The organism is Streptomyces sp. NBC_00873, assembly GCF_045207415.1.
GTDB lineage: Bacteria > Actinomycetota > Actinomycetes > Streptomycetales > Streptomycetaceae > Streptomyces.
This window is the reverse complement of record NZ_CP108803.1, coordinates 1238481-1257266: the sequence shown is the minus strand read 5'-3', so window position 1 is coordinate 1257266 and position 18786 is coordinate 1238481. Positions and strand designations below refer to the sequence as shown.

Here is an 18786-nt window from a genome sequence, read left to right as displayed (position 1 = left end):
CATGACCGCTGGAGAACCGGTCGCACTGGGTCTCCCCGAGCTGCCGGCCCGGCCGCTCGCGATGCGCCGCCCCTCGCGGCGCATCCAGGTCGGGTCGGTGGCGGTCGGTGGGGATGCGCCGGTGTCGGTGCAGTCGATGACCACGACCCGTACGTCGGACATCGGTGCGACGTTGCAGCAGATCGCGGAGTTGACGGCGTCGGGCTGTCAGATCGTGCGGGTGGCGTGTCCGACGCAGGATGATGCGGATGCGCTCGCGACGATCGCCAGGAAGTCGCAGATTCCGGTGATCGCGGATATTCATTTCCAGCCGAAGTATGTGTTCGCGGCGATTGATGCGGGCTGTGCGGCGGTGCGGGTGAATCCGGGGAACATCAAGCAGTTCGACGACAAGGTGAAGGAGATCGCGCGGGCCGCGAATGATGCGGGGACGCCGATCCGGATCGGTGTGAACGCGGGTTCGCTGGATGCGCGGCTGCTGAAGAAGTACGGGAAGGCGACTCCGGAGGCGTTGGCGGAGTCGGCTTTGTGGGAGGCGTCGCTCTTCGAGGAGCACGGTTTCCGGGACATCAAGATCTCGGTGAAGCACAACGATCCGGTGGTGATGGTCAATGCGTACCGTCAGTTGGCGGCTCAGTGTGATTATCCGTTGCACTTGGGGGTGACGGAGGCGGGTCCGGCGTTCCAGGGGACGATCAAGTCGGCGGTGGCGTTCGGTGCGTTGCTGAGCGAGGGGATCGGGGACACGATCCGGGTGTCGTTGTCGGCGCCGCCGGCCGAGGAGGTCAAGGTCGGGCTGCAGATTCTGGAGTCGTTGAATCTGAAGCAGCGGCGGCTGGAGATCGTGTCGTGTCCGTCGTGCGGTCGGGCGCAGGTGGATGTGTACAAGCTGGCGGATCAGGTGTCGGCGGGTCTTGAGGGCATGGAGGTGCCGTTGCGGGTCGCCGTGATGGGCTGTGTCGTCAATGGTCCGGGTGAGGCCCGTGAGGCGGATCTGGGTGTGGCGTCCGGGAACGGCAAGGGGCAGATCTTCGTCAAGGGCGAGGTCATCAAGACGGTTCCCGAGTCGAAGATCGTCGAGACGCTCATCGAAGAAGCCCTGAAGATCGCTGAGGACATGGACGACGCAGGGACACCGTCGGGTGTCCCCGCCGTCACCGTGAGCTGAGACAGGACCGGAGAGGGGGCCCGAGCGTGACCATTCTGGAGACCATCCGGGGACCGCACGACCTGAAGGCGCTGAGCGGACCGGAACTCGACGAACTCGCCGAGGACATCAGGAAGTTCCTGGTCAAGGCGGTGGCCAGGACCGGCGGACATCTGGGGCCCAACCTCGGGGTGGTGGAGCTGTGCATCGCCCTGCACCGGGCCTTCGACTCACCGGTGGACCGCATTCTGTGGGACACCGGGCACCAGAGCTACGTGCACAAACTGCTCACCGGGCGGCAGGACTTCTCCAAGCTGCGCGGCAAGGGCGGCCTGTCCGGCTACCCCTCCCGCGAGGAGTCCGTGCACGACATCATCGAGAACTCGCACGCCTCGACCGTGCTCGGCTGGGCGGACGGCCTGGCCAAGGCGAACGAGGTGCTCGGCCGCCCCGACCACGTCGTCGCCGTCATCGGGGACGGCGCGCTCACCGGCGGCATGGCCTGGGAGGCGCTCAACAACATCGCGGCGGCCCGGGACCGGCCGCTCATCATCGTGGTGAACGACAACGAGCGCTCGTACGCCCCGACGATCGGCGGGCTCGCCGACCACCTGGCCACCCTCCGCACCACCGACGGGTACGAGCGCTTCCTGACGTGGGGCAAGGACGTCCTGCAGCGCACCCCGGTCGTCGGACAGCCGCTGTACGGGTCGCTGCACGGCGCGAAGAAGGGGTTCAAGGACACCTTCGCCCCGCAGGGCATGTTCGAGGACCTGGGGCTCAAGTACGTCGGGCCGATAGACGGGCACGACATCGCAGCCGTCGAATCCGCACTGAGCCGCGCGAAACGCTTTCACGGCCCGGTGCTGGTGCACTGCCTCACCGAAAAGGGCCGCGGCTACGCGCCCGCACTTCACGACGAGGCCGACCGGTTCCACACCGTCGGCGCGATGGACCCGCTGACCTGCGCACCGCTCGCACCGATGGTGAGTCCGTCGTGGACCTCGGTGTTCGGGGACGAGATCGCCGCGATCGGCGCCGAGCGGCCGGATGTCGTCGCCATCACCGCGGCGATGCTGCACCCCGTAGGGCTGACGAAGTTCGCCGAGGCGTTCCCCGAGCGGGTCTGGGACGTCGGGATCGCCGAGCAGCACGCGACGGTCTCCGCGGCGGGGCTCGCCACCGGGGGACTGCACCCCGTCGTCGCCGTCTACGCCACCTTCCTCAACCGCGCCTTCGACCAGCTGCTGATGGACGTCGCCCTGCACCGGTGCGGAGTGACGTTCGTCCTCGACCGGGCCGGGGTCACCGGCCCTGATGGCGCCTCGCACAACGGCATGTGGGACATGTCCGTGCTCCAGGTCGTGCCCGGGTTGCGGATCGCCGCCCCGCGTGACGCGGAACGGCTCCGGGAGGAGCTGCGCGAGGCCGTTGCCGTCGACGACGCACCGACCGTGCTGCGTTTCCCCAAGGAGTCGGTGGGGGAGCCGGTACCGGCGACAGGCCGCGTCGGTGCCATGGACGTACTGCACCGCGCCGACGCCCCCCACGTCCTCATCGTGGCGGTCGGTGTGCTCGCCTCCGTCTGCCTGCAGGCCGCCGACCTGCTCTCGGGCGGCGGCATCCGCTGCACGGTCATCGACCCGCGCTGGGTGAAGCCGGTAGACGAACAGCTCGCCCCGCTCGCCGCACGCCACCGGATGGTCGCTGTCGTCGAGGACAACAGCCGGGCGGGAGGCGTCGGTTCGGCGGTCGGGCAGGCGTTGCGCGATGCCGGTGTCGACGTACCGCTGCGGATCTTCGGTATCCCCGAGCAGTTCCTCGCGCACGGCAAGCGTGCGGAGGTGCTGGCCGACATCGGGCTCACACCGGTCGAGATCGCCGGCCGGATCAGCGGCGCGCTCGCCGCCAAGGAAGCGGTCCGGGGGATTGAGGAGAGCGAGGAATGAAGGACGACGGGCCCAAGGGTTTCGATCTGGCGCAGCTCCTCGCGGAACGCGGGGCCGAGCGGTACGAGCTGCACACGAAATACCTCAACCACCAGCTCCCGCGGATGCTGCACACCATCGGCTTCGACAAGGTGTACGAGCGGGCCGAGGGCGCCCACTTCTGGGACGCGGACGGCAACGACTACCTCGACATGCTCGCCGGCTTCGGCGTGATGGGTCTGGGCCGCCACCACCCGGTCGTCCGCAAGGCACTGCACGACGTCATGGACGCCTCGCTCGCCGACCTCACCCGCTTCGACTGCCAGCCGCTGCCCGGACTGCTGGCCGAGAAGCTGCTCACGCACAGTCCGCATCTGGACCGGGTCTTCTTCGGCAACAGCGGTACGGAAGCCGTCGAGACCGCGCTGAAGTTCGCCCGGTACGCCACCGGGAAGCCCCGCATTCTCTACTGCCCCCACGCCTTCCACGGCCTGACCGCCGGCTCGCTCTCGGTCAACGGCGAATCGGGCTTCCGGGACGGCTTCGCACCGCTGCTCCCCGATACCGCCGTCGAGCTCGGCGACCTCGACGCACTGCGGCGCGAACTGAGACGGGGCGATGTGGCAGCGCTCGTCGTCGAGCCGATCCAGGGGAAGGGCGTCCACGAGGCGCCGCCCGGCTACCTGCGCGCCGCACAGGAGCTGCTGCACCGGCACAAGGCGCTGCTCATCGCCGACGAGGTGCAGACCGGTCTCGGCAGGACCGGCGACTTCTACGCTTACCAGCACGAGGAAGGCGTCGAACCCGACCTGGTCTGTGTCGCCAAGGCGCTCTCCGGCGGCTATGTGCCGGTCGGGGCGACCCTCGGGAAGGACTGGATCTTCAGACGCGTCTATTCGTCGATGGACCGGGTCCTGGTCCACTCGGCGAGCTTCGGCTCCAATGCCCAGGCGATGGCGGCGGGGCTCGCGGTCCTGGCGGTGATGGAGGACGAGGAGACCGTCGCGAACGCCCGCCGCACCGGTGATCTGCTGCGCGAGCGGCTCGCCGCGCTCACCGGCCGCTACGAACTGCTGCACGAGGTCCGTGGCCGCGGGCTGATGATCGGCATCGAGTTCGGCCGGCCGAGCTCGTTGAAGCTGCGCAGCCGCTGGACCATGCTGCAGGCGGCCCGCAAGGGTCTCTTCGCGCAGATGGTCGTCGTGCCGCTCCTGCAGAAGCACCGGATCCTCACCCAGGTCTCCGGCGACCATCTGGAAGTGATCAAGCTGATTCCGCCGCTGGTCATCGGGGAGCCGGAGGTGGACCGGTTCGTGACCGCGTTCACGGCGGTGATGGATGACGCGCACAGCGGCGGTGGGCTGATGTGGGACTTCGGAAGAACGCTGGTCAAACAGGCCGTCGTCAATCGCTGAGACGAGGATTTTGCCTCAGAGGCAAGGCATTTGCCTCTGAGGCAGGATCCTGGCCCAATAGGTATATGAACGCTCCCGATGGAGGGGTGGCCGACGAGCTGCCCGGGGTCGCGCCACGCCTGCGCGATCTGCGCCGCCGCCGTGGTCTGACCCTGGAGGCCGCCGCCCAGCACGCCGGGCTCTCCCCGGCCCATCTGTCCCGGCTCGAAACGGGCCGGAGGCAGCCGTCGCTGCCCATGCTCCTCGGACTTGCCAGGATCTACGGTACGACGGTCTCCGAGCTGCTCGGCGAGATCGCCCCCGAACGTGACGCGATCGTCCGCGGTGGCCGGTTCGAGGGGGCCGAGGCCGACGGCTGGATGTACCAGCAGGCCGGCGGGTCCGGCCGGGCGATGCAGGCCCTGCGCGTCCGGGTCCCGTACGGCGCCCAGGGCGATCTTGTACGGGTCCATCCAGGCGAGGAGTGGTTGTACGTCCTTGCCGGGCGGCTGCGGGTGAGCCTCGGCGACACCGTGCACGATCTCGACCCGGGCGACAGCGCCCACTTCGACTCGCTCACCCCGCACCGGATCGCCGCCGTGGACCGCGACGGATCCGAGCTGCTCTTCGTCCACACCCTGTTGCAGAGCCCCGCCGCCGAGCTGTGCCTCGGCCGCGGCGCCCACCGTCGCTGAGACCGGCCCGGCCGGTCACCAGAGAGGACTGTCATGTCCGATTCAGAGAACTTCGATCCGCTCGGGTCCCGGAAGAACTACGAGGCGCAGGAGCGGAAGTTTCCGCGCGGCGTGGTGATCAGGCTGTTCGCCTATCTCATCGCCGGACACATCTTCGCGGCCTTCCTCTATCTGCTCTTCGCGGTGGCCGGAAAGGGCTGACCCAAGGGCTGTCCCGTCATCCCTGACGGGCGCACGACGACAACTATGGCACCTCGCCGCGTTGTCGGAACGTCCGAATCCATCCAGTATGCGGACGCCCCTCCGCCTTGCGATGTACCGCACCCGACGCCGTACGCTGTTCCGCCAGGGATCACGGGGCAGCCCTCAGGCCGGTGTACGGTCCGGCTACGCCTCGTCCAGGAGCCGTCCGCGCAGCCGCTCCAGGATCTCCGGAGTCAGCTTCAGGCCCTCGGCGAGATAGCGGTCCGTGCTGCCCCAGGTCTCCTCGATGGTGCTGAAGGCCTGGGCGAGGTACTCGGCGCGGGCGTCGAAGAGCGGGCTGAGCAGCTCCATCACCTCGGGCGACATCCCGGTCGCCGAGGTGTCGGTGCGCCGGACCTTGTACCGGCGGTGCGGATCGTTGGACTTCAGGTAGTCGGCCTCGATGGCCTCGCGCTCGACGCCGACCGCCAGCAGCGAAACCGCGATCGAGAGACCGGCACGGTCCTTGCCGGCCGCGCAGTGCATCAGAGCGGGAACGCTGTCCTCGGCCAGGGCGTGCAGCACCCGGCTGTGCTCGGCGGTACGGTCCCTGATGATCGACTTGTACGAGGCGGTCATCCGCGCCGCCCCCTTGCCGTCGCCAAGGATCGAGCGCAGCTGCGCGATGTCGCCGTCGCGGACCATCCGCCAGAACTCGGCGCCGTCGGCCGGGTCGGAGAGCGGAATGCTCACATTCCGCACGCCCGGCAGGTCCACGTCCGGGCCTTCGAGCCTATGGTCCGCCGCATTGCGGAAGTCGAAGATCGTGTGCAGCCCGAGGCCGCCGAGGAACGCGGCGTCCTCATCGGTGGCGTGCGCGAGGTGACCGCTGCGGAAGAGCCGCCCGTGCCGCACCCGGCGGCCGTCCACGGTCGGCAGTCCGCCCACATCGCGGAAGTTGCGCACACCTGCCAGCTCGGGTTCCGTCGACGGGACCTGCGGCACCTGCTGCGTCACGGTGTCTCCTGGAGTGTCTGGCGTCGGCGCGGCTCGCCGGCGAGGTCAGTTCCTGCGACGATACGACATTGAATTCTCAGGCAATCCTCTCGGCCGTCTCCTGCTGAACACCCCATGGAATTCGCCTCGCACGGGCGTTGCCCGGCCGTCGGTCGGCGGTCGATGATGTGCGGAACTGTGGGAATGCGGGGAAGACATGATCGAGACGGGTGACCAGGGTCGGACCTGGCTGCTGACCGGGGCGAGCGGCAGCTACGCGCTGCACCTCACCGGCCGGGACGAACTGCTGCATCTGCACTGGGGGCCGCAGATCTCCCTCGCGGCCGCCGAGGCCCTCGCCGCCGCGCCCGAGCCGCCCTTCCGGGGCTTCGAGTCGCAGCTGGACGGCCGCGAGGAGTACCCGGTCGAGGGCGGCCCCCGCTTCGTCCGGCCCGCTCTCTCCGTACGCACCCCCGAAGTCCGGGGCACCGAATGGGCGTTCGCCGGGGCCGCCGTGGACGGCGACGAACTCCGTATCGCGTTCGCCGACTCCGTGCAGCGGCTCGCGCTCACGCTGCACTACCGGATGCGGGACGACTCCGATGTCATCGAGCGCTGGGCCACCGTCACCCACACCGGTCCTGACGGTCCGCTGCTGGAGCTGCTGCGCGCCGACGCGGCGGCCTGGGCGCTGCCCGCCCGCGACAGCTGGCGGCTGAGCCAGCTGCACGGCCGCTGGGCGGCCGAGACACAGCTCGAACGGTCGGAGCTGACGTACGGCGAGAAGGTCCTCTCCAGCAGGCGTGGCCACACCGGACACCAGTTCCTGCCCTGGGTCGCGCTCGACGCGGACGGCGCCGCCACCGAGGAGGACGGCGAGGTGTACGGCTGCGCGCTCGGCTGGTCCGGCTCGTGGCGGATCGCGGTGCAGCAGCTCCCCGACGGGCTCGTACAGATCACCGGAGGCGCCGGATACGACGACTCCGGGCTGCTGCGGCTCGCACCGGGGGAGACGTACACCACACCGGTGTTCGCCGGGCTGTGGAGCGCCGAAGGGTTCGGCGGGGCGAGCCGGGCCTGGCACGCCTGGCAACTGGCCCATGTCGTCCCGGACGCCGAGAGCCTGCGGCCGGTGCTCTACAACTCCTGGGAGGCGACCGGCTTCGACATCGCGGAGGACCAGCAGCGCGCCCTCGCCGAGCGCGCCGCGGCGATGGGCGTCGAGCTGTTCGTCGTGGACGACGCATGGTTCGGGCAGCGCACCAGCGACCGGGCCGGACTCGGCGACTGGACCCCCAACGCCGAGCGATTCCCCGGCGGGCTGAAGCCGCTCGCCGACGAAGTGCACGGACTCGGCATGCAGTTCGGCATCTGGGTCGAGCCGGAGATGGTGAACGCCGACAGTGATCTGTATCGCGCGCACCCCGACTGGGTGCAGCACTTCCCTGGGCGGACCCGGACCGAATTCCGTCATCAGCTGGTGCTCAATCTGGCCCGGACCGATGTGCAGAACCATCTGTGGGAGCAGCTCGACACGCTGCTCTCCAGCGCTCCGATCGACTATGTGAAATGGGACTTCAACCGCTGCTTCACCGATGCGGGCTGGCCGGGCGAGGGCTATCCGCAGAAGCTCTGGATCGCGCATGTGGACGCGCTCTACGCGCTGATCGACCGGCTGCGGGCCGCCCACCCCGGCGTCGCTTTCGAGTCCTGCTCGGGCGGCGGTGGCCGGATCGACCTGGGGATCCTCGTTCGTACCGACCAGGTGTGGACCTCCGACAACACCGACCCGCTCGACCGGCTCGCCATCCAGCAGGGCTTCGGGCAGATCCATCCGGCGCGGGTGATGGCCGCCTGGGTCACCGACAGTCCGAATGTCCAGCTCAACAGCAGGGTCAGTTCGCTGCGCTTCCGCTTCGTCAGCGCGATGGCCGGGGTGCTCGGGGTCGGCGGGGATCTCACCGAGTGGAGTGACGAGGAGCTGACCGAGGCGCGGAACTGGGTGGATCTCTACAAGGAGATCCGTCCCGCCGTGCAGCACGGCGCGCTGTACCGGCTGCGTGCCCCGCGCGGTGGGCTCAGCGCGGTGCAGTACGTGCACGGCGACGAGGCGGTGGTGCTGATGTGGCTGGAGGCGCAGCGGTACGGGGAGCGGCCGCCGGCTCTGCGGCTGCGCGGGCTCGACCCTGCGGCGACCTACACCGACCTGGACACCGGGGCGGTCCACCACGGCGCCGTGCTGCTGCATCAGGGTCTGCACACAGGGCTGCGGGGGGATCTGGACGCGAAGGTGCTGAGGCTCCGGCGTGCAGAGCGCTTATGACATGTCCGTATTGGGGCATTTAGTGGAACACACCCCATTTTCCTAGGAGATGATGCCCTCCTCGTGAGCGGGATCATATCCGTGACGGTGTGTGGTGACGTCGGGGATGGGCATTCCGGGCGTCGCGCGGAAAGTCAAGATCCGTAATCCACGGAGGGTGACCGGAATTCCGCGCCGATTTCCCGGCGCGGATTCCCTCGAGTAATCGATGGCTTGTTTCCGTCGTCCTCACTCGCCTACGGTCACCCTCAATCCGGACGGACCGCCTAATCCTGCCGCTGTCCGGAATTCGCACCCACTCACGTGTGGCAGGAGCGGGGGAACCAGGTAAGCCGCCGTCCGGAGAGATCCGGCCGGCTCGGGGTGAAGTCGCGAACCGCGACCGGGCATCTCCAGCCCGAACCCGACAGCTCACCTCGTAGGCGCCGGAGAGGAAATTCTTCATGCCCACATCGGGTAAGCACCGCCGTACCAAGTCCAGCACGATCGCCCGTCGCGTCGCCGCAGTCGGCGCCGGTGGGGCCGTCATCGCCCTTCCGCTGCTCGGCGCCACCGGTGCCCACGCCGCGGAGCAGGCCGCGCCCACCGCGCAGTCGGCAGCCACGCACGTCGCCGTCGAGGCCGCGCCGGTCGTGAAGAAGCAGGCCGAGACCCGGACGTACTCCGTCGTCGCCGGTGACTACCTGTCGAAGATTGCCGCCGAGCAGCAGGTCAAGGGCGGCTGGCAGCAGCTGTACCAGGACAACCGCGCGGTCGTCGGCGAGAACCCGAGCCTTATCGTCCCGGGCATGAAGCTGACGCTCGGCGGCAAGCCGGCCGGCTCCGCCGCGACGACGGACACCACGCAGTCCGCCCCGGCTCCGTCGACCTCCTCGGCCGACAAGTCCGCGTCGCAGTCCAAGGCTTCGGAGTCCGTCAAGACCACCACGGCTTCCGCCTCGGCCGGTCAGAGCAACAGCTCCGGCTACGTCCACCCGGTCCCGGGCAACCACACCACCGCCTACCGTGCCTCCGGCTCCAACTGGTCCAGCGGCAGCCACACGGGTATCGACTTCCCGGTCGCCACCGGCACCAGCGTGAAGGCGATCACCTCCGGCACCGTCGTCACCGCCGGCTGGGGTGGCGCGTACGGCAACCAGGTCGTCATCAAGCACGCCGACGGCCACTACTCGCAGTACGGCCACATGTCCTCGCTCTCCGTCTCGGCGGGCCAGACCGTGACCGCCGGCCAGCAGGTCGGCCTCTCCGGTGCCACCGGCAACGCCACCGGCCCGCACCTGCACTTCGAGATCCGCACCGGCCCGGCGTACGGGTCGGACATCGACCCCATTGCCTACCTGGCCTCGCACGGGATCTACGTCTGATCCACGGCTGATTCGGTCGGCTCGGTTAAGGGGCGGTGCGCGGCGGCGCACCGCCCCTTAACTTAGACCGACCGGCAATTGGGGGGTGGGTGAAGGGCCTCTCTTTGGCCTCATCTGCCGGACGGGCCCGTTCCCTTTCCTGCCTCTCGGGGGCTTCAGGCCTGTCCGGCGGCGGGGGAAACCGGCAGGAACCGGCGCCCCGAGGGCGCCGGTATGCCCGGGCGTCGGGTTGGTATGCGCTCCAGGACGCCACCCGCGAAGACGTCGTACAACGGCAGCGTCTCCAGATGCACATAGCCGATGTGGCAGTCGCAGACGGCGAGCGGACAGGCCCGCGGACCGAGCGCACGCCGGTAGCTGCCGTCGTACAGGTTGCCCAGTTCGGCCGGGACGAAGTGGCAGCGACGCACCGTGCCGTCGCCGTCCACCGAGATGACGGACTCGCCGGTCCGGCACGGCATGCCTGCCGAGCGGTGCGGGTGACGGCTGTACGGGAAGAGGGGGTCGAGGGCCGTCCAGCGGTCCGCCTCCTCGTCCGTGTAGCTCTGCCCCTCAGCGGCATTGACCCAGAGATAGACCTCGTCGGGCAGGTCGGTACGGAGGCGCCGCGCCTCGTCGAAATGCTCCTCGAGACCGACGACACCGACGCTGTACCGGACACCGAGGACGGACAGCTCCCGGCACCTGGCGAGGAAACGGTCGTACGGTGTCTGCCCCGGGTGGTACGTGCACCACAGCGCGATCTTGTCGCGGCCGGCTCCACCGGCCTCGGCCAGCCACCGTGTACGACCGCTGAGATTGGTCTGGATCGCGACCCGGCCGATATGCGGCAGCTGCGCCAGTTCCACCAACGCGCGGCGGTACCAGGAACGGACCAGCCCCTCGCCCCACGGCGTGAAGAGCACCGAGATCCTGTCCCCGGTCTGCGCCGCAGCCCACGCGGTGAACCGCTCCAGCGCGGCGCGGTCGGCACGGAGCTGCTCCGGGCTGTCGCGCCGCTTGGCGAACGGGCAGTACGGGCAGTCGTAGTCGCACGACGCCAGGGGGCCCCGATAGAGGATCGTCAGATCCATGGGAGTGCTCACTTCAGTTCGTACGCGGCCATCGCGGCCCGTACAGCGGGGGAGAACAGTTCGGGACCCAGCGCGTCGGAGTGGGCGAGCCCCTCGGGCGAGAGCCGCAGCAGCCCGGACGCCACGGCGGACCCGTCCAGCCAGCCGCGCGCCTCGAACCGGTCCAGGTCACCACGGAAGTCGTCACTGGGAGCGGCGTCGAACCGCTCGCGGTATTCCGCCAGTTGCAGCCCCTCGGCCTGGAGGAGCGACTGCAGAAGGTGACGCCTGCGCGCCTCGTCGCCGTCGACATACCGCCCCACTTCCGCGCGGGAGAAGTCCTCGGTGGCGGTGTAGCCGTCGATGATCGCCCGCACTTCCCGCATCTCCACCGCGTAGTCGAAGGAGTAGTGCAGCCGACTGGTGTACGAGCGTGCGCCGCAGCCGAGCCCGATCATGCCGTCCGTCTGGCACGCGTAGTCGGCGGGGCCCTGCTGCGGGGCGTCGGCGCGGCGGAACATCCGCATCGACACCTGCTCGTAGCCGTGGGCGAGGAGATGGTCCCGGCCCGCCCGGTACAGCCGCAGCCGCTCCTCGTCCCAGGCCGCGTCCGCCGCTGCTTCGGCGTCGGCGCCGAGCCGGCCCAGGCCGGTCAGCGGGCGCACGTACAGCGGATAGAGATACAGCTCCTCCGGCTGCCAGGCGAGCGCCGCGTCCAGAGAGGAACGCCAGCTGACCTCGGTCTGTCCGTCGATGCCGTAGATCAGGTCGATGTTGAGGACCGGAATGCGCGCGTCGCGGATCCGGCCCAGCGCCGCCTCCACATCGGCGCGGCGCTGGGGACGGACCGCCGCGCGTGCCTCGGCGTCGACGAAGCTCTGTACGCCGATGCTGATCCGGGTCGTCCCGCGGTCGGCGAGGACGGCCAGCCGGTCGGTCGTTGCGGTCGACGGCGAGGTCTCGACCGACAGCGGCACGGACCGCAGGTCGGCGCCCATCCGCTTCTCCGCGATGTCGCAGAGCCGCTCCAGCTCGGCGGCCGTCAGGAAGGTGGGGGTGCCGCCGCCGAACGCCGCCGCGGCGAACCGTACCGGCTCGTCGTCACCCAGTGCGTCGCGGACGGCAGTGGCCTGCCGGTCCAGTGCGTCGAGATAGCGGGTCGTCAGCTCGTCGGGGGCGCCGATCCGGGTGAAGAGGTTGCAGAAACCGCAGCGGACCTCGCAGAACGGTATGTGGAGATAGAGCGAGAGCGCGTCCTTGCACTCTCCCGTCCACAGCTCGCGCAGCGCTGGCCGGCCGACGGGGTGGCCGGTGAGCGGGCGGTACGCCGTCTTGTGCGGATAGGCGTAGACGTAGCTCTGGTACGGGCGGACGGTGTGCGGACTGGTCATCGTGCGGTGGCCCCCGGTTCCAGGAAGAAGTGCGCGTACGGAACGGTCCAGACGGACTCGTGGCCGAGCCGGTGACCGTTGTAGCCGTCGTCCCCGTACGCCGTGCCGTGGTCGGAGCAGACGATGGCGAAGCAGCGCCGGCGGCTGCTCGCGGCGGCAAGGAGCCGGCCGATGTGTGTGTCGACGTACTCCAGGGCTGCGGCGTGCGTGGCGCGGGAGTCACCCGACTCGCGGGTGGCGCCCGGCTGGTGGAACCAGTTGGGCTGGTGCAGCGCCGACACATTGACGAAGAGGAAAAGCCGTTGTTCGGCGGGGAGCCCCGCGACGACCTGCTCGGCCCGTGCCACCTGGGCCTCGAAGGAGGTGGGTGACGCGACGCCGAACTCGGGTTCCCAGTGGCTCTCCTGGAACATGCCCGGCAGCACGGAACCGAGCGGGCCCTGCCGGTTGAAGAAGCCGACGCCTCCGATGCACACCGTGCGGTAGCCGGCCCCGGCGAGAGCGGACACCAGGTCCGGGGTGTCGAAGACGAAGGTCCGGGAAGCGGTGGTCTCACTGCCCGCGAAGCGTGCCGCGAACAGCCGGGGGTGCGGGCCGGGGGCGGCGGGCGTCGGCAGGAATCCCGCGAAGATCGCCTGGTGCGAGGCATAGGTGAAGCTGCCCGGGGCATGCCGCTTCTCCCAGATGCCGCCCGGGAGATGGCGGGCCAGATGCGGGATGCGTCCGGCGGCGGCCAGCTCCGCCGCCACGTCGTAGCGCAGGGTGTCGAGGGTGATGAGCAGCAGATCGTGACTGCCCACGATCTCGCTCATGTCCGGATTCCCGGCGTGTTCCGAGGGAGCGGCGTCCGCGTCGCGGATGTCGGCGACGGCCTGTCCGGTGTCAGGGGGTGGCGCTTGCACGGTGGTTCCTTGCTCTGTTCAGTACGGCGACGACCTGCGTCGCATAGGTGTCCAGGCCCTCGAAGCCGCTGCCGGGCAGCCCGGTCAGGCGTGGCAGCAGGTCGCCGAAGGCGTTGACCTCGCCGACGGCGAACCGCCGCCAGCCGGTCGCGGGCAGCAGATCGACGGCCACACACAGCGTGTCCGGGAAGCAGGCAGCGGCGCGCTCGCACACGGCCAGGGCCTCGGCCCAGCTGCCGCCCGCCGCCTCGACGGCCGCGCGGACCTCGTCGAGGCTTCCGCGCTCGCCGCCGAGGTGAAGATTGGTCATGGGGGAGTGGCTGGTCCGTACGACGGCATGGGTGGCGCGGCCCGCCACCACCAGAACCCGCAGGTCCGCCGAGCGCCCTCGCTGCGACGCCTTGGGCAGCCAGCGCTCGATGTGCAGCCCGTCCGGCGCGAGCGCGTCGACGATCGCCGCCACCTCGCGCTCCGTCGTACAGCGGTGCACCCGCAGCGAGTTGAAAAGCCGTCCGGACGTGTCGCGCTCCACCGACGTGGTCGCCCGCACCCGGCCGGGACCTGCCGTTTCCACGGCCAGCACCCCCGACGCGGACGAGCCGTGCGCGAGCTTCACGAAGGCCCGTGGCATGCGGTGCTGAGCCATCCGCTCGCGCACATCCGCCCAGTCGCGCACCACGGGCGCCGCGACGCCGGAGGTCGGCGAAGCCGGTACAGGGACCCCGGCGCCGTCCAGCACGGCATGGCACAGCCGCTTGTCGAACAGCACCGCGACATCGCCCGGGGCGTCGAGCAGGACCGCCCCGGCCGCCTCGGCCGCCCGCGCGACCGTCCGCACCGCTCCGGTGAACCGCGTGTACCAGAGGGCGGTGCCCTCGACCCTCGTCGGATCGTCCACCGACCGCAGCAACCGCTCGACCTCGGCGTCCTCACCGGGCGAGTCCATCCGTACGGTCTCGCCCGGCCGGAAAACGGCCTTGCCGCCCAGGACGTCGAGCCAGGGCACCACGCGCGCGGCAGGCAGCCCGGCGGCGCGTACGGCGTCCAGGAAAAGTGAGACCCGGCGGTTGCCGGGGACTCCCACGACGGCGAAGCGCACCGCCGGGCCGCCCGCCCTACTCGGTGACTGCGACATAGCGCTCGTCGTCTTCTTCCGGATCCCAGTACTCCACCTCGTCCGGTTCGGTGTTCACCCGGTCGGCACCGAGCAGTCCTTCGAGGCGGTCCACCAAAGGGGCACTGATGTAGTGGTGGTGCAGATCCAGCGAGGTCAGATGGGTGAGCGGCTGGCCCGCGAGCAGCGCCTCGGCTCCGAGGTCCCCGAGGGTGCCCATCGCCAGGGAGAGCGACTCCAGCTGGGCGACAACCGGGGCGGACGCCACCGCGGCCGCGATCTCGTCCTGGATCTCACTGTTCTGCAGACCCAGATGGCGCAGGTTCGGGAACGCGGCACCGGAGAGCAGCGGCGCAAGGTCCTCGACCGTCGCGTCCCCGCCGTACTCGGCCACGCCGAGCCAGAGTTCGAGGTGCTCCAGCGCGGGCAGCTCCGACGCCCCGACCGCCCGTACGACAGCCGACGGAAGCCCGCCGGACTCGAACCGCAGCGAGGTGAGCGCCTCGTGCCGCACAGGTCGCAGATCAAGGGTCTGCTTGCCGGCGATCGGCTCACCGCAGCCGCGCACCGTCAGCTCCTGCACCTGTCCGAACGCCTCGAGCACCGGGGTGATGTCTGCCATCTCCAGCCATGAGAGCTCGCACTCCTCGCTGACGACATCGGCGAGGAAGAGCGCCCGCAGGGACGGGAACCGGTCCGCGTGGCCCGCCAGCAGGTCGACGACGGGGGCGAACGGCTCGTACTCCTCCTGCCACCAGGGACCGATCACGAGGGCTCGCACCTGAGTGGTGTCGACCGTGTCGAGGAAGTGCTGCCACAGGGTGGCGAACGTCAGACTGCCCTGCCAGGCGCTCTCCAGCCGCCAGGCGACCGCGTCCGCCGCCGGAAGCGGACCGGTGCGCGACAGGCCGGGGCCGGGCAGCGTGAGGACCGGCAGGCCGTGGAACGTCTCGGGATGGTCGATGTCAGTCATGGGGTGTCACTCCGAAACCGTGGTGTAGCGGCCCTCGGCCCCGCGATCGCCCCATGGTTCCTCGCGTTCGGACACATCGACCTGTACACCGTGCGGTTCCAGTGCCTCCTTGATCCGGCGCTCCATCGGCGCGGTGAGGAAGTGATGATGCAGATCGAGCCGTTCGAGATGGGTCAGCGGCTGGCCTTCGAGCAGCGCGGCCGCGCCCTCGTCGCCCAGCGTCCCGTGCGACAGATCGAGGGTGCGCAGCTGGGCGACGACCGGGGCGCCCGCGACGGCCGTCGCGATCTCGTTCTGCACCTCGCTGTTGCGCAGACCGAGGTGGTGCAGGCGGGGGAAGCGAGAGCCGGAGAGCAGCGGTGCCAGGTCCGCGACATCGGCGTCGCCGCCGTACTCGGCCACGCCGAGCCAGAGATCGAGCCGCTCCAGCGCGGGCAGTTCGCTGTCCAGAATGCCGCGGATCACTCCGGCCGGCAGCCCGCCCGTCTCGATGGTCAGCGAACGCAGCCGCTCGTGCTTCGACGGGGAGAACTCCAGGTCCGTGCCGCCGCGCACGCCCAGTTCCAGCAGGCCGGGGAAGGCCCTCAGCAGCGCGGTGACGTCGGACTGCTCGATCCAGGAGATCTCGTTCTCCTCGGCCGTCATGTCGCCGACGAAGACGGCTTCCAGCGAGGTCAGCCGGTTGGCGGCGGCGATCACGAGATCGATCGGGTAGGACGACGTCGCCTCGTACGACTCGCCCCACTGGCCGATGATCAGGGCCCGCACGCCCGCAGGGTCGACAGCAGCGAGAAATGCCTGGAACGCCTGCTCCCAGGTCATCTCGGACTCGTCGTCGTACGGGTCGACCGCGATACGCCAGGCCGCGGCATCGGCGGCCTGCGCCGGCGCTTCGTTCGTCGCGTGCCGGAAGTCGACAGCCGGCAGGCCGAGCAACTCGTGCAGATGATCCACACCGGACATGACCCTGAGCTCCTGAGACTGGGGGACGGCTGATGTCCGCAAGGTTTATCAAGCCCCACTGACAGTGCGGCGGGCGGGGGAGCGGTTGTGACCGATTGTCAGTCCCTCCCCTTAGCGTTTTCTCCAGGGTCGGCACAGCGGGTGCCACCCTGGAGGGGAGACGTCTGTGTACCGGCAGGGCGATGTACTGATCGTGTCGTTGGACGAGTCCGAGGTGCCCGCACACCTGGCGGACGCGCCGGGGGAGCCGCGGGACGCCCGCGGGCGGATGGTGCTCGCGCTGGGCGAGGTCACTGGTCATGCGCATGCAGTCCAAGGGCCCGGCCGGCTGATGCGCGAGGCGGGCGCCTTCGGCCCGATGCTGCTCCATCTCCCCGACGGCGGGCGGGTGGTGCACGAGGAGCATGCGGCGATACCGCTGTCGAAGGGCTGGTACCGCGTCGTGCGCCAGCGGGAGTACGCGCCGGGTGCGGTCCGCATCGTCGCGGACTGAGCCGGCCGGTCCGGGCAGGCAGCGCGCGACGCAGCGGACCGGCACCGGGCGGCACGGCGAACACGCCGGACAGGCGGCGAACAGCAGAGATCCAAGAGAGTGAACAGGGGACGGGGACAACCGATGCAGTACGTGGACTCATGGCGGGCCGTGGCAGCGGCGACCGGTGCGGCGGACCGGGGAGCGGCCGAGGACGGGGTCCGCCTCGCCTACCGCAGCGCGGGACTGGCCGAGCCGGAGCAGATTGTCTGGGCCGACTCGCCGAAGGCGGCCGTCGAGGCGGTCGAGAAGCTCGTCGACGCGGGCCGCTCGGTGCGCGACGAGGTGCGGACCCGCCCATGGGCGGAGGAACGGCGCCGGATGTACGACGAGTTGGGCCCGGCAGGCTGGTCCTCCCTCTGGTCGGCCACGGGCGCCCACCTCTGGGAGACCACGGCCGCGCTAGCCGAGCGGATACGGACCGGTGTGGTCGCGGCCCTCGCCGAAAGCCCCGAGGACGAGTCGGATGTACGTCTGGTGCTGCTCGACGCGGTCCTCGGCCAGCACGACGCGGCGTGGCTCGCCGCGTTCGACGGCCGCGGGGACCGGCTCGACGGCCTGGCCGAGGTGGCCAGGCACGCGGGCTGGTGGTGGCCGTACGAGCGCACGGTGGTGATCAGCGAACGCCCGGAGACGCTCCACCGCGACGAGGCGGGCCGGCTCGACCGCGGGGACGGCCCTGCCCTCTCGTACCGCGACGGGTTCGCGCTCTACGCCTGGCGCGGCATGCCCGTTCCCGCCGAGTTCCTCGCGGAACTGACGGCCCTGACCCCGGAGCGGATACGCGAGGAGGAGAACGCGGAGCTGCGCCGCGTCATGCTGGAGTTCTACGGCTACGACCGCTACCTCACCGAGTCGGGCGCCGAGCCGGTGCACCGGGACGAGACGGGCGTCCTGTGGCGGATCGCGCTGGACGGCGACGAGGACGTGGTGATGGTCGAGGTGGTCAACTCCACCCCGGAGCCCGACGGGACCCATCGCACGTACTGGCTGCGGGTACCGCCCTCGACCAGGACCGCGAAGGACGGCGTCGCCTGGACCTTCGGCCTGGACGGAGAGGCGTACGCGCCGCTGCGCCAGACCTGATCGGCCGGCAGGGCGGAAGGAAGCGAAGGAGGCGGAGTGGCCGGCCGGGTCAGGCCGTCAGCGCCGCGTGGTCGATGCCCAGTTCGCGGGCGAGCGCCTCGTCGGTCCACGCCAGCATCGTGGTCTGGGAGAGCGGACCGGCGTACGACGTCATCTGGACGGCCAGGCCGTCCAGCAGGGCGGTCAGTCGCCAGGCCACGGACATCGGGTCGTCGCAGTGGAACTCACCCGCGGCGGCGCCCTCTTCGATGACCTCGGCCAGTTCCGCCTTCCACTGCTGGTCGAGATCGCCGGCCACATGGCGCAGCGCCGGGTCCCGGAGCGAGGCCGCCCAGCCCTCGATCCACAGCCGCCAGCCCTTGGCCTGCCCGGTCGGTGCGTACCAGCGGACGGCGGCGCGCAACCGCCGTACCGCACTCGTGCGGCGGCTCAGGAGCTTGCGCAGATGGGCGAGGTCCGCCTCGGCCGCATGCGCGAAGGCGGCTGCGACCAGCTTCTCCTTCGTCGAGAAGTGGTAGAGCACCAGGGCGTTGCTCACGCCGAGCACGGAGGCCACATCGGCGATCCGTACCGCCGCGACACCTCGCACCTCGATCTGTTCGACGGCAGCGCGGAGCAGCTCCTCGCGTCGTTCCGCCACGCTCAACCGCACTCTTGCCACGGCGTCACCCTAACCAATGCGCCGGTCCCGGACAGGTCGGGGGCGGGACCGCATCCGGCCCCGCCCCCTGCTCACCACCTGT

General features: G+C 70.2%; 17 protein-coding genes and 1 riboswitch. Of the genes, 9 read left to right on the top strand and 8 right to left on the bottom strand.

Translation table 11 applies throughout. From position 1 onward, the window contains the following. Position 1: 1 nt before the first annotated feature. The 5 genes from ispG to OH809_RS05900 all read left to right on the top strand — a co-directional run bounded on the left by ispG (position 2) and on the right by OH809_RS05900 (position 5365). A complete protein-coding gene (gene ispG, locus OH809_RS05920) occupies positions 2-1168 on the top strand; it encodes a flavodoxin-dependent (E)-4-hydroxy-3-methylbut-2-enyl-diphosphate synthase (protein ID WP_406423390.1) in 1167 nt (388 codons plus the stop codon). Positions 1169-1194: 26 nt separating this feature from the next. Continuing rightward, on the top strand, positions 1195-3096 hold the full coding sequence (gene dxs, locus OH809_RS05915; protein ID WP_406423391.1) for a 1-deoxy-D-xylulose-5-phosphate synthase: 1902 nt from the start codon (positions 1195-1197) through the stop codon (positions 3094-3096). Further along, complete coding sequence (locus OH809_RS05910) at positions 3093-4490, top strand: aspartate aminotransferase family protein (protein WP_406423392.1); 1398 nt, start codon at positions 3093-3095, stop codon at positions 4488-4490. The genes dxs and OH809_RS05910 overlap by 4 nt, the downstream gene beginning before the upstream one ends. A gap of 65 nt (positions 4491-4555) precedes the next feature. Then, on the top strand, positions 4556-5164 hold the full coding sequence (locus tag OH809_RS05905) for a helix-turn-helix domain-containing protein (RefSeq protein WP_406423393.1): 609 nt from the start codon (positions 4556-4558) through the stop codon (positions 5162-5164). A 33-nt stretch (positions 5165-5197) separates the two neighbouring features. After that, positions 5198-5365, top strand: a complete 168-nt coding sequence (locus tag OH809_RS05900; RefSeq protein WP_176729046.1) for a DUF6126 family protein — start codon at positions 5198-5200, stop codon at positions 5363-5365. A 186-nt stretch (positions 5366-5551) separates the two neighbouring features. Here OH809_RS05900 and OH809_RS05895 read toward each other — a convergent pair whose 3' ends face one another. Beyond that, the gene (locus tag OH809_RS05895; protein WP_406423394.1) at positions 5552-6364 is read right to left on the bottom strand and encodes a tyrosine-protein phosphatase; all 813 of its coding nucleotides are present in this window, start codon (positions 6362-6364) and stop codon (positions 5552-5554) included. A gap of 196 nt (positions 6365-6560) precedes the next feature. Here OH809_RS05895 and OH809_RS05890 point away from each other — a divergent pair, with 196 nt between their 5' ends. Together OH809_RS05890 and OH809_RS05885 are read left to right on the top strand one after the other, a co-directional pair. Further along, entirely contained in the window at positions 6561-8666 is a 2106-nt protein-coding gene (locus OH809_RS05890; RefSeq protein ID WP_406423395.1) for an alpha-galactosidase, read from the top strand. Between the two features lie 282 nt (positions 8667-8948). Continuing rightward, positions 8949-9106, top strand: a riboswitch (cyclic di-AMP (ydaO/yuaA leader). A 3-nt stretch (positions 9107-9109) separates the two neighbouring features. Next, entirely contained in the window at positions 9110-10030 is a 921-nt protein-coding gene (locus tag OH809_RS05885) for a peptidoglycan DD-metalloendopeptidase family protein (RefSeq protein ID WP_406423396.1), read from the top strand. Between the two features lie 155 nt (positions 10031-10185). Here the strand turns inward: OH809_RS05885 and OH809_RS05880 are convergent, their stop codons facing one another. The 6 genes from OH809_RS05880 to OH809_RS05855 all read right to left on the bottom strand — a co-directional run bounded on the left by OH809_RS05880 (position 10186) and on the right by OH809_RS05855 (position 16425). Further along, entirely contained in the window at positions 10186-11103 is a 918-nt protein-coding gene (locus OH809_RS05880; protein ID WP_406423397.1) for an STM4011 family radical SAM protein, read from the bottom strand. 8 nt (positions 11104-11111) lie between these two features. Then, positions 11112-12473, bottom strand: coding sequence for an STM4012 family radical SAM protein (locus OH809_RS05875; RefSeq protein WP_406423398.1), 1362 nt, complete (start codon positions 12471-12473; stop codon positions 11112-11114). Next, positions 12470-13285, bottom strand: coding sequence for an STM4013/SEN3800 family hydrolase (locus tag OH809_RS05870; protein WP_406425352.1), 816 nt, complete (start codon positions 13283-13285; stop codon positions 12470-12472). Before OH809_RS05870 ends, OH809_RS05875 begins: the two co-directional genes overlap by 4 nt. 70 nt (positions 13286-13355) lie before the next feature. Beyond that, on the bottom strand, positions 13356-14510 hold the full coding sequence (locus OH809_RS05865) for an STM4014 family protein (protein ID WP_406423399.1): 1155 nt from the start codon (positions 14508-14510) through the stop codon (positions 13356-13358). Further along, entirely contained in the window at positions 14491-15462 is a 972-nt protein-coding gene (locus OH809_RS05860) for an STM4015 family protein (RefSeq protein ID WP_406423400.1), read from the bottom strand. Before OH809_RS05860 ends, OH809_RS05865 begins: the two co-directional genes overlap by 20 nt. A gap of 6 nt (positions 15463-15468) precedes the next feature. Next, a complete protein-coding gene (locus OH809_RS05855; RefSeq protein WP_406423401.1) occupies positions 15469-16425 on the bottom strand; it encodes an STM4015 family protein in 957 nt (318 codons plus the stop codon). Between the two features lie 166 nt (positions 16426-16591). On the opposite strand from OH809_RS05855, the gene OH809_RS05850 reads away from it, so the two are divergent. After that, complete coding sequence (locus OH809_RS05850) at positions 16592-16918, top strand: hypothetical protein (protein ID WP_406423402.1); 327 nt, start codon at positions 16592-16594, stop codon at positions 16916-16918. A 123-nt stretch (positions 16919-17041) separates the two neighbouring features. After that, the gene (locus OH809_RS05845; RefSeq protein WP_406423403.1) at positions 17042-18043 is read left to right on the top strand and encodes a DUF6745 domain-containing protein; all 1002 of its coding nucleotides are present in this window, start codon (positions 17042-17044) and stop codon (positions 18041-18043) included. A gap of 49 nt (positions 18044-18092) precedes the next feature. Here the strand turns inward: OH809_RS05845 and OH809_RS05840 are convergent, their stop codons facing one another. After that, complete coding sequence (locus OH809_RS05840; protein WP_406423404.1) at positions 18093-18704, bottom strand: TetR/AcrR family transcriptional regulator; 612 nt, start codon at positions 18702-18704, stop codon at positions 18093-18095. Between the last annotated feature and the right edge of the window lie 82 nt (positions 18705-18786).

What these genes read in the sequence shown, in the direction of transcription:
- ispG (WP_406423390.1), top strand. Translation starts at nt 2, where the DNA reads ATGACCGCTGGAGAACCGGTCGCACTGGGTCTCCCCGAGCTGCCGGCC.
- OH809_RS05910 (WP_406423392.1), top strand. Translation starts at nt 3,093, where the DNA reads ATGAAGGACGACGGGCCCAAGGGTTTCGATCTGGCGCAGCTCCTCGCG.
- OH809_RS05905 (WP_406423393.1), top strand. Translation starts at nt 4,556, where the DNA reads ATGAACGCTCCCGATGGAGGGGTGGCCGACGAGCTGCCCGGGGTCGCG.
- OH809_RS05900 (WP_176729046.1), top strand. Translation starts at nt 5,198, where the DNA reads ATGTCCGATTCAGAGAACTTCGATCCGCTCGGGTCCCGGAAGAACTAC.
- OH809_RS05890 (WP_406423395.1), top strand. Translation starts at nt 6,561, where the DNA reads ATGATCGAGACGGGTGACCAGGGTCGGACCTGGCTGCTGACCGGGGCG.
- OH809_RS05885 (WP_406423396.1), top strand. Translation starts at nt 9,110, where the DNA reads ATGCCCACATCGGGTAAGCACCGCCGTACCAAGTCCAGCACGATCGCC.
- OH809_RS05880 (WP_406423397.1), bottom strand. Translation starts at nt 11,103, where the DNA reads ATGGATCTGACGATCCTCTATCGGGGCCCCCTGGCGTCGTGCGACTAC.
- OH809_RS05875 (WP_406423398.1), bottom strand. Translation starts at nt 12,473, where the DNA reads ATGACCAGTCCGCACACCGTCCGCCCGTACCAGAGCTACGTCTACGCC.
- OH809_RS05870 (WP_406425352.1), bottom strand. Translation starts at nt 13,285, where the DNA reads ATGAGCGAGATCGTGGGCAGTCACGATCTGCTGCTCATCACCCTCGAC.
- OH809_RS05865 (WP_406423399.1), bottom strand. Translation starts at nt 14,510, where the DNA reads ATGTCGCAGTCACCGAGTAGGGCGGGCGGCCCGGCGGTGCGCTTCGCC.
- OH809_RS05860 (WP_406423400.1), bottom strand. Translation starts at nt 15,462, where the DNA reads ATGACTGACATCGACCATCCCGAGACGTTCCACGGCCTGCCGGTCCTC.
- OH809_RS05855 (WP_406423401.1), bottom strand. Translation starts at nt 16,425, where the DNA reads ATGTCCGGTGTGGATCATCTGCACGAGTTGCTCGGCCTGCCGGCTGTC.
- OH809_RS05845 (WP_406423403.1), top strand. Translation starts at nt 17,042, where the DNA reads ATGCAGTACGTGGACTCATGGCGGGCCGTGGCAGCGGCGACCGGTGCG.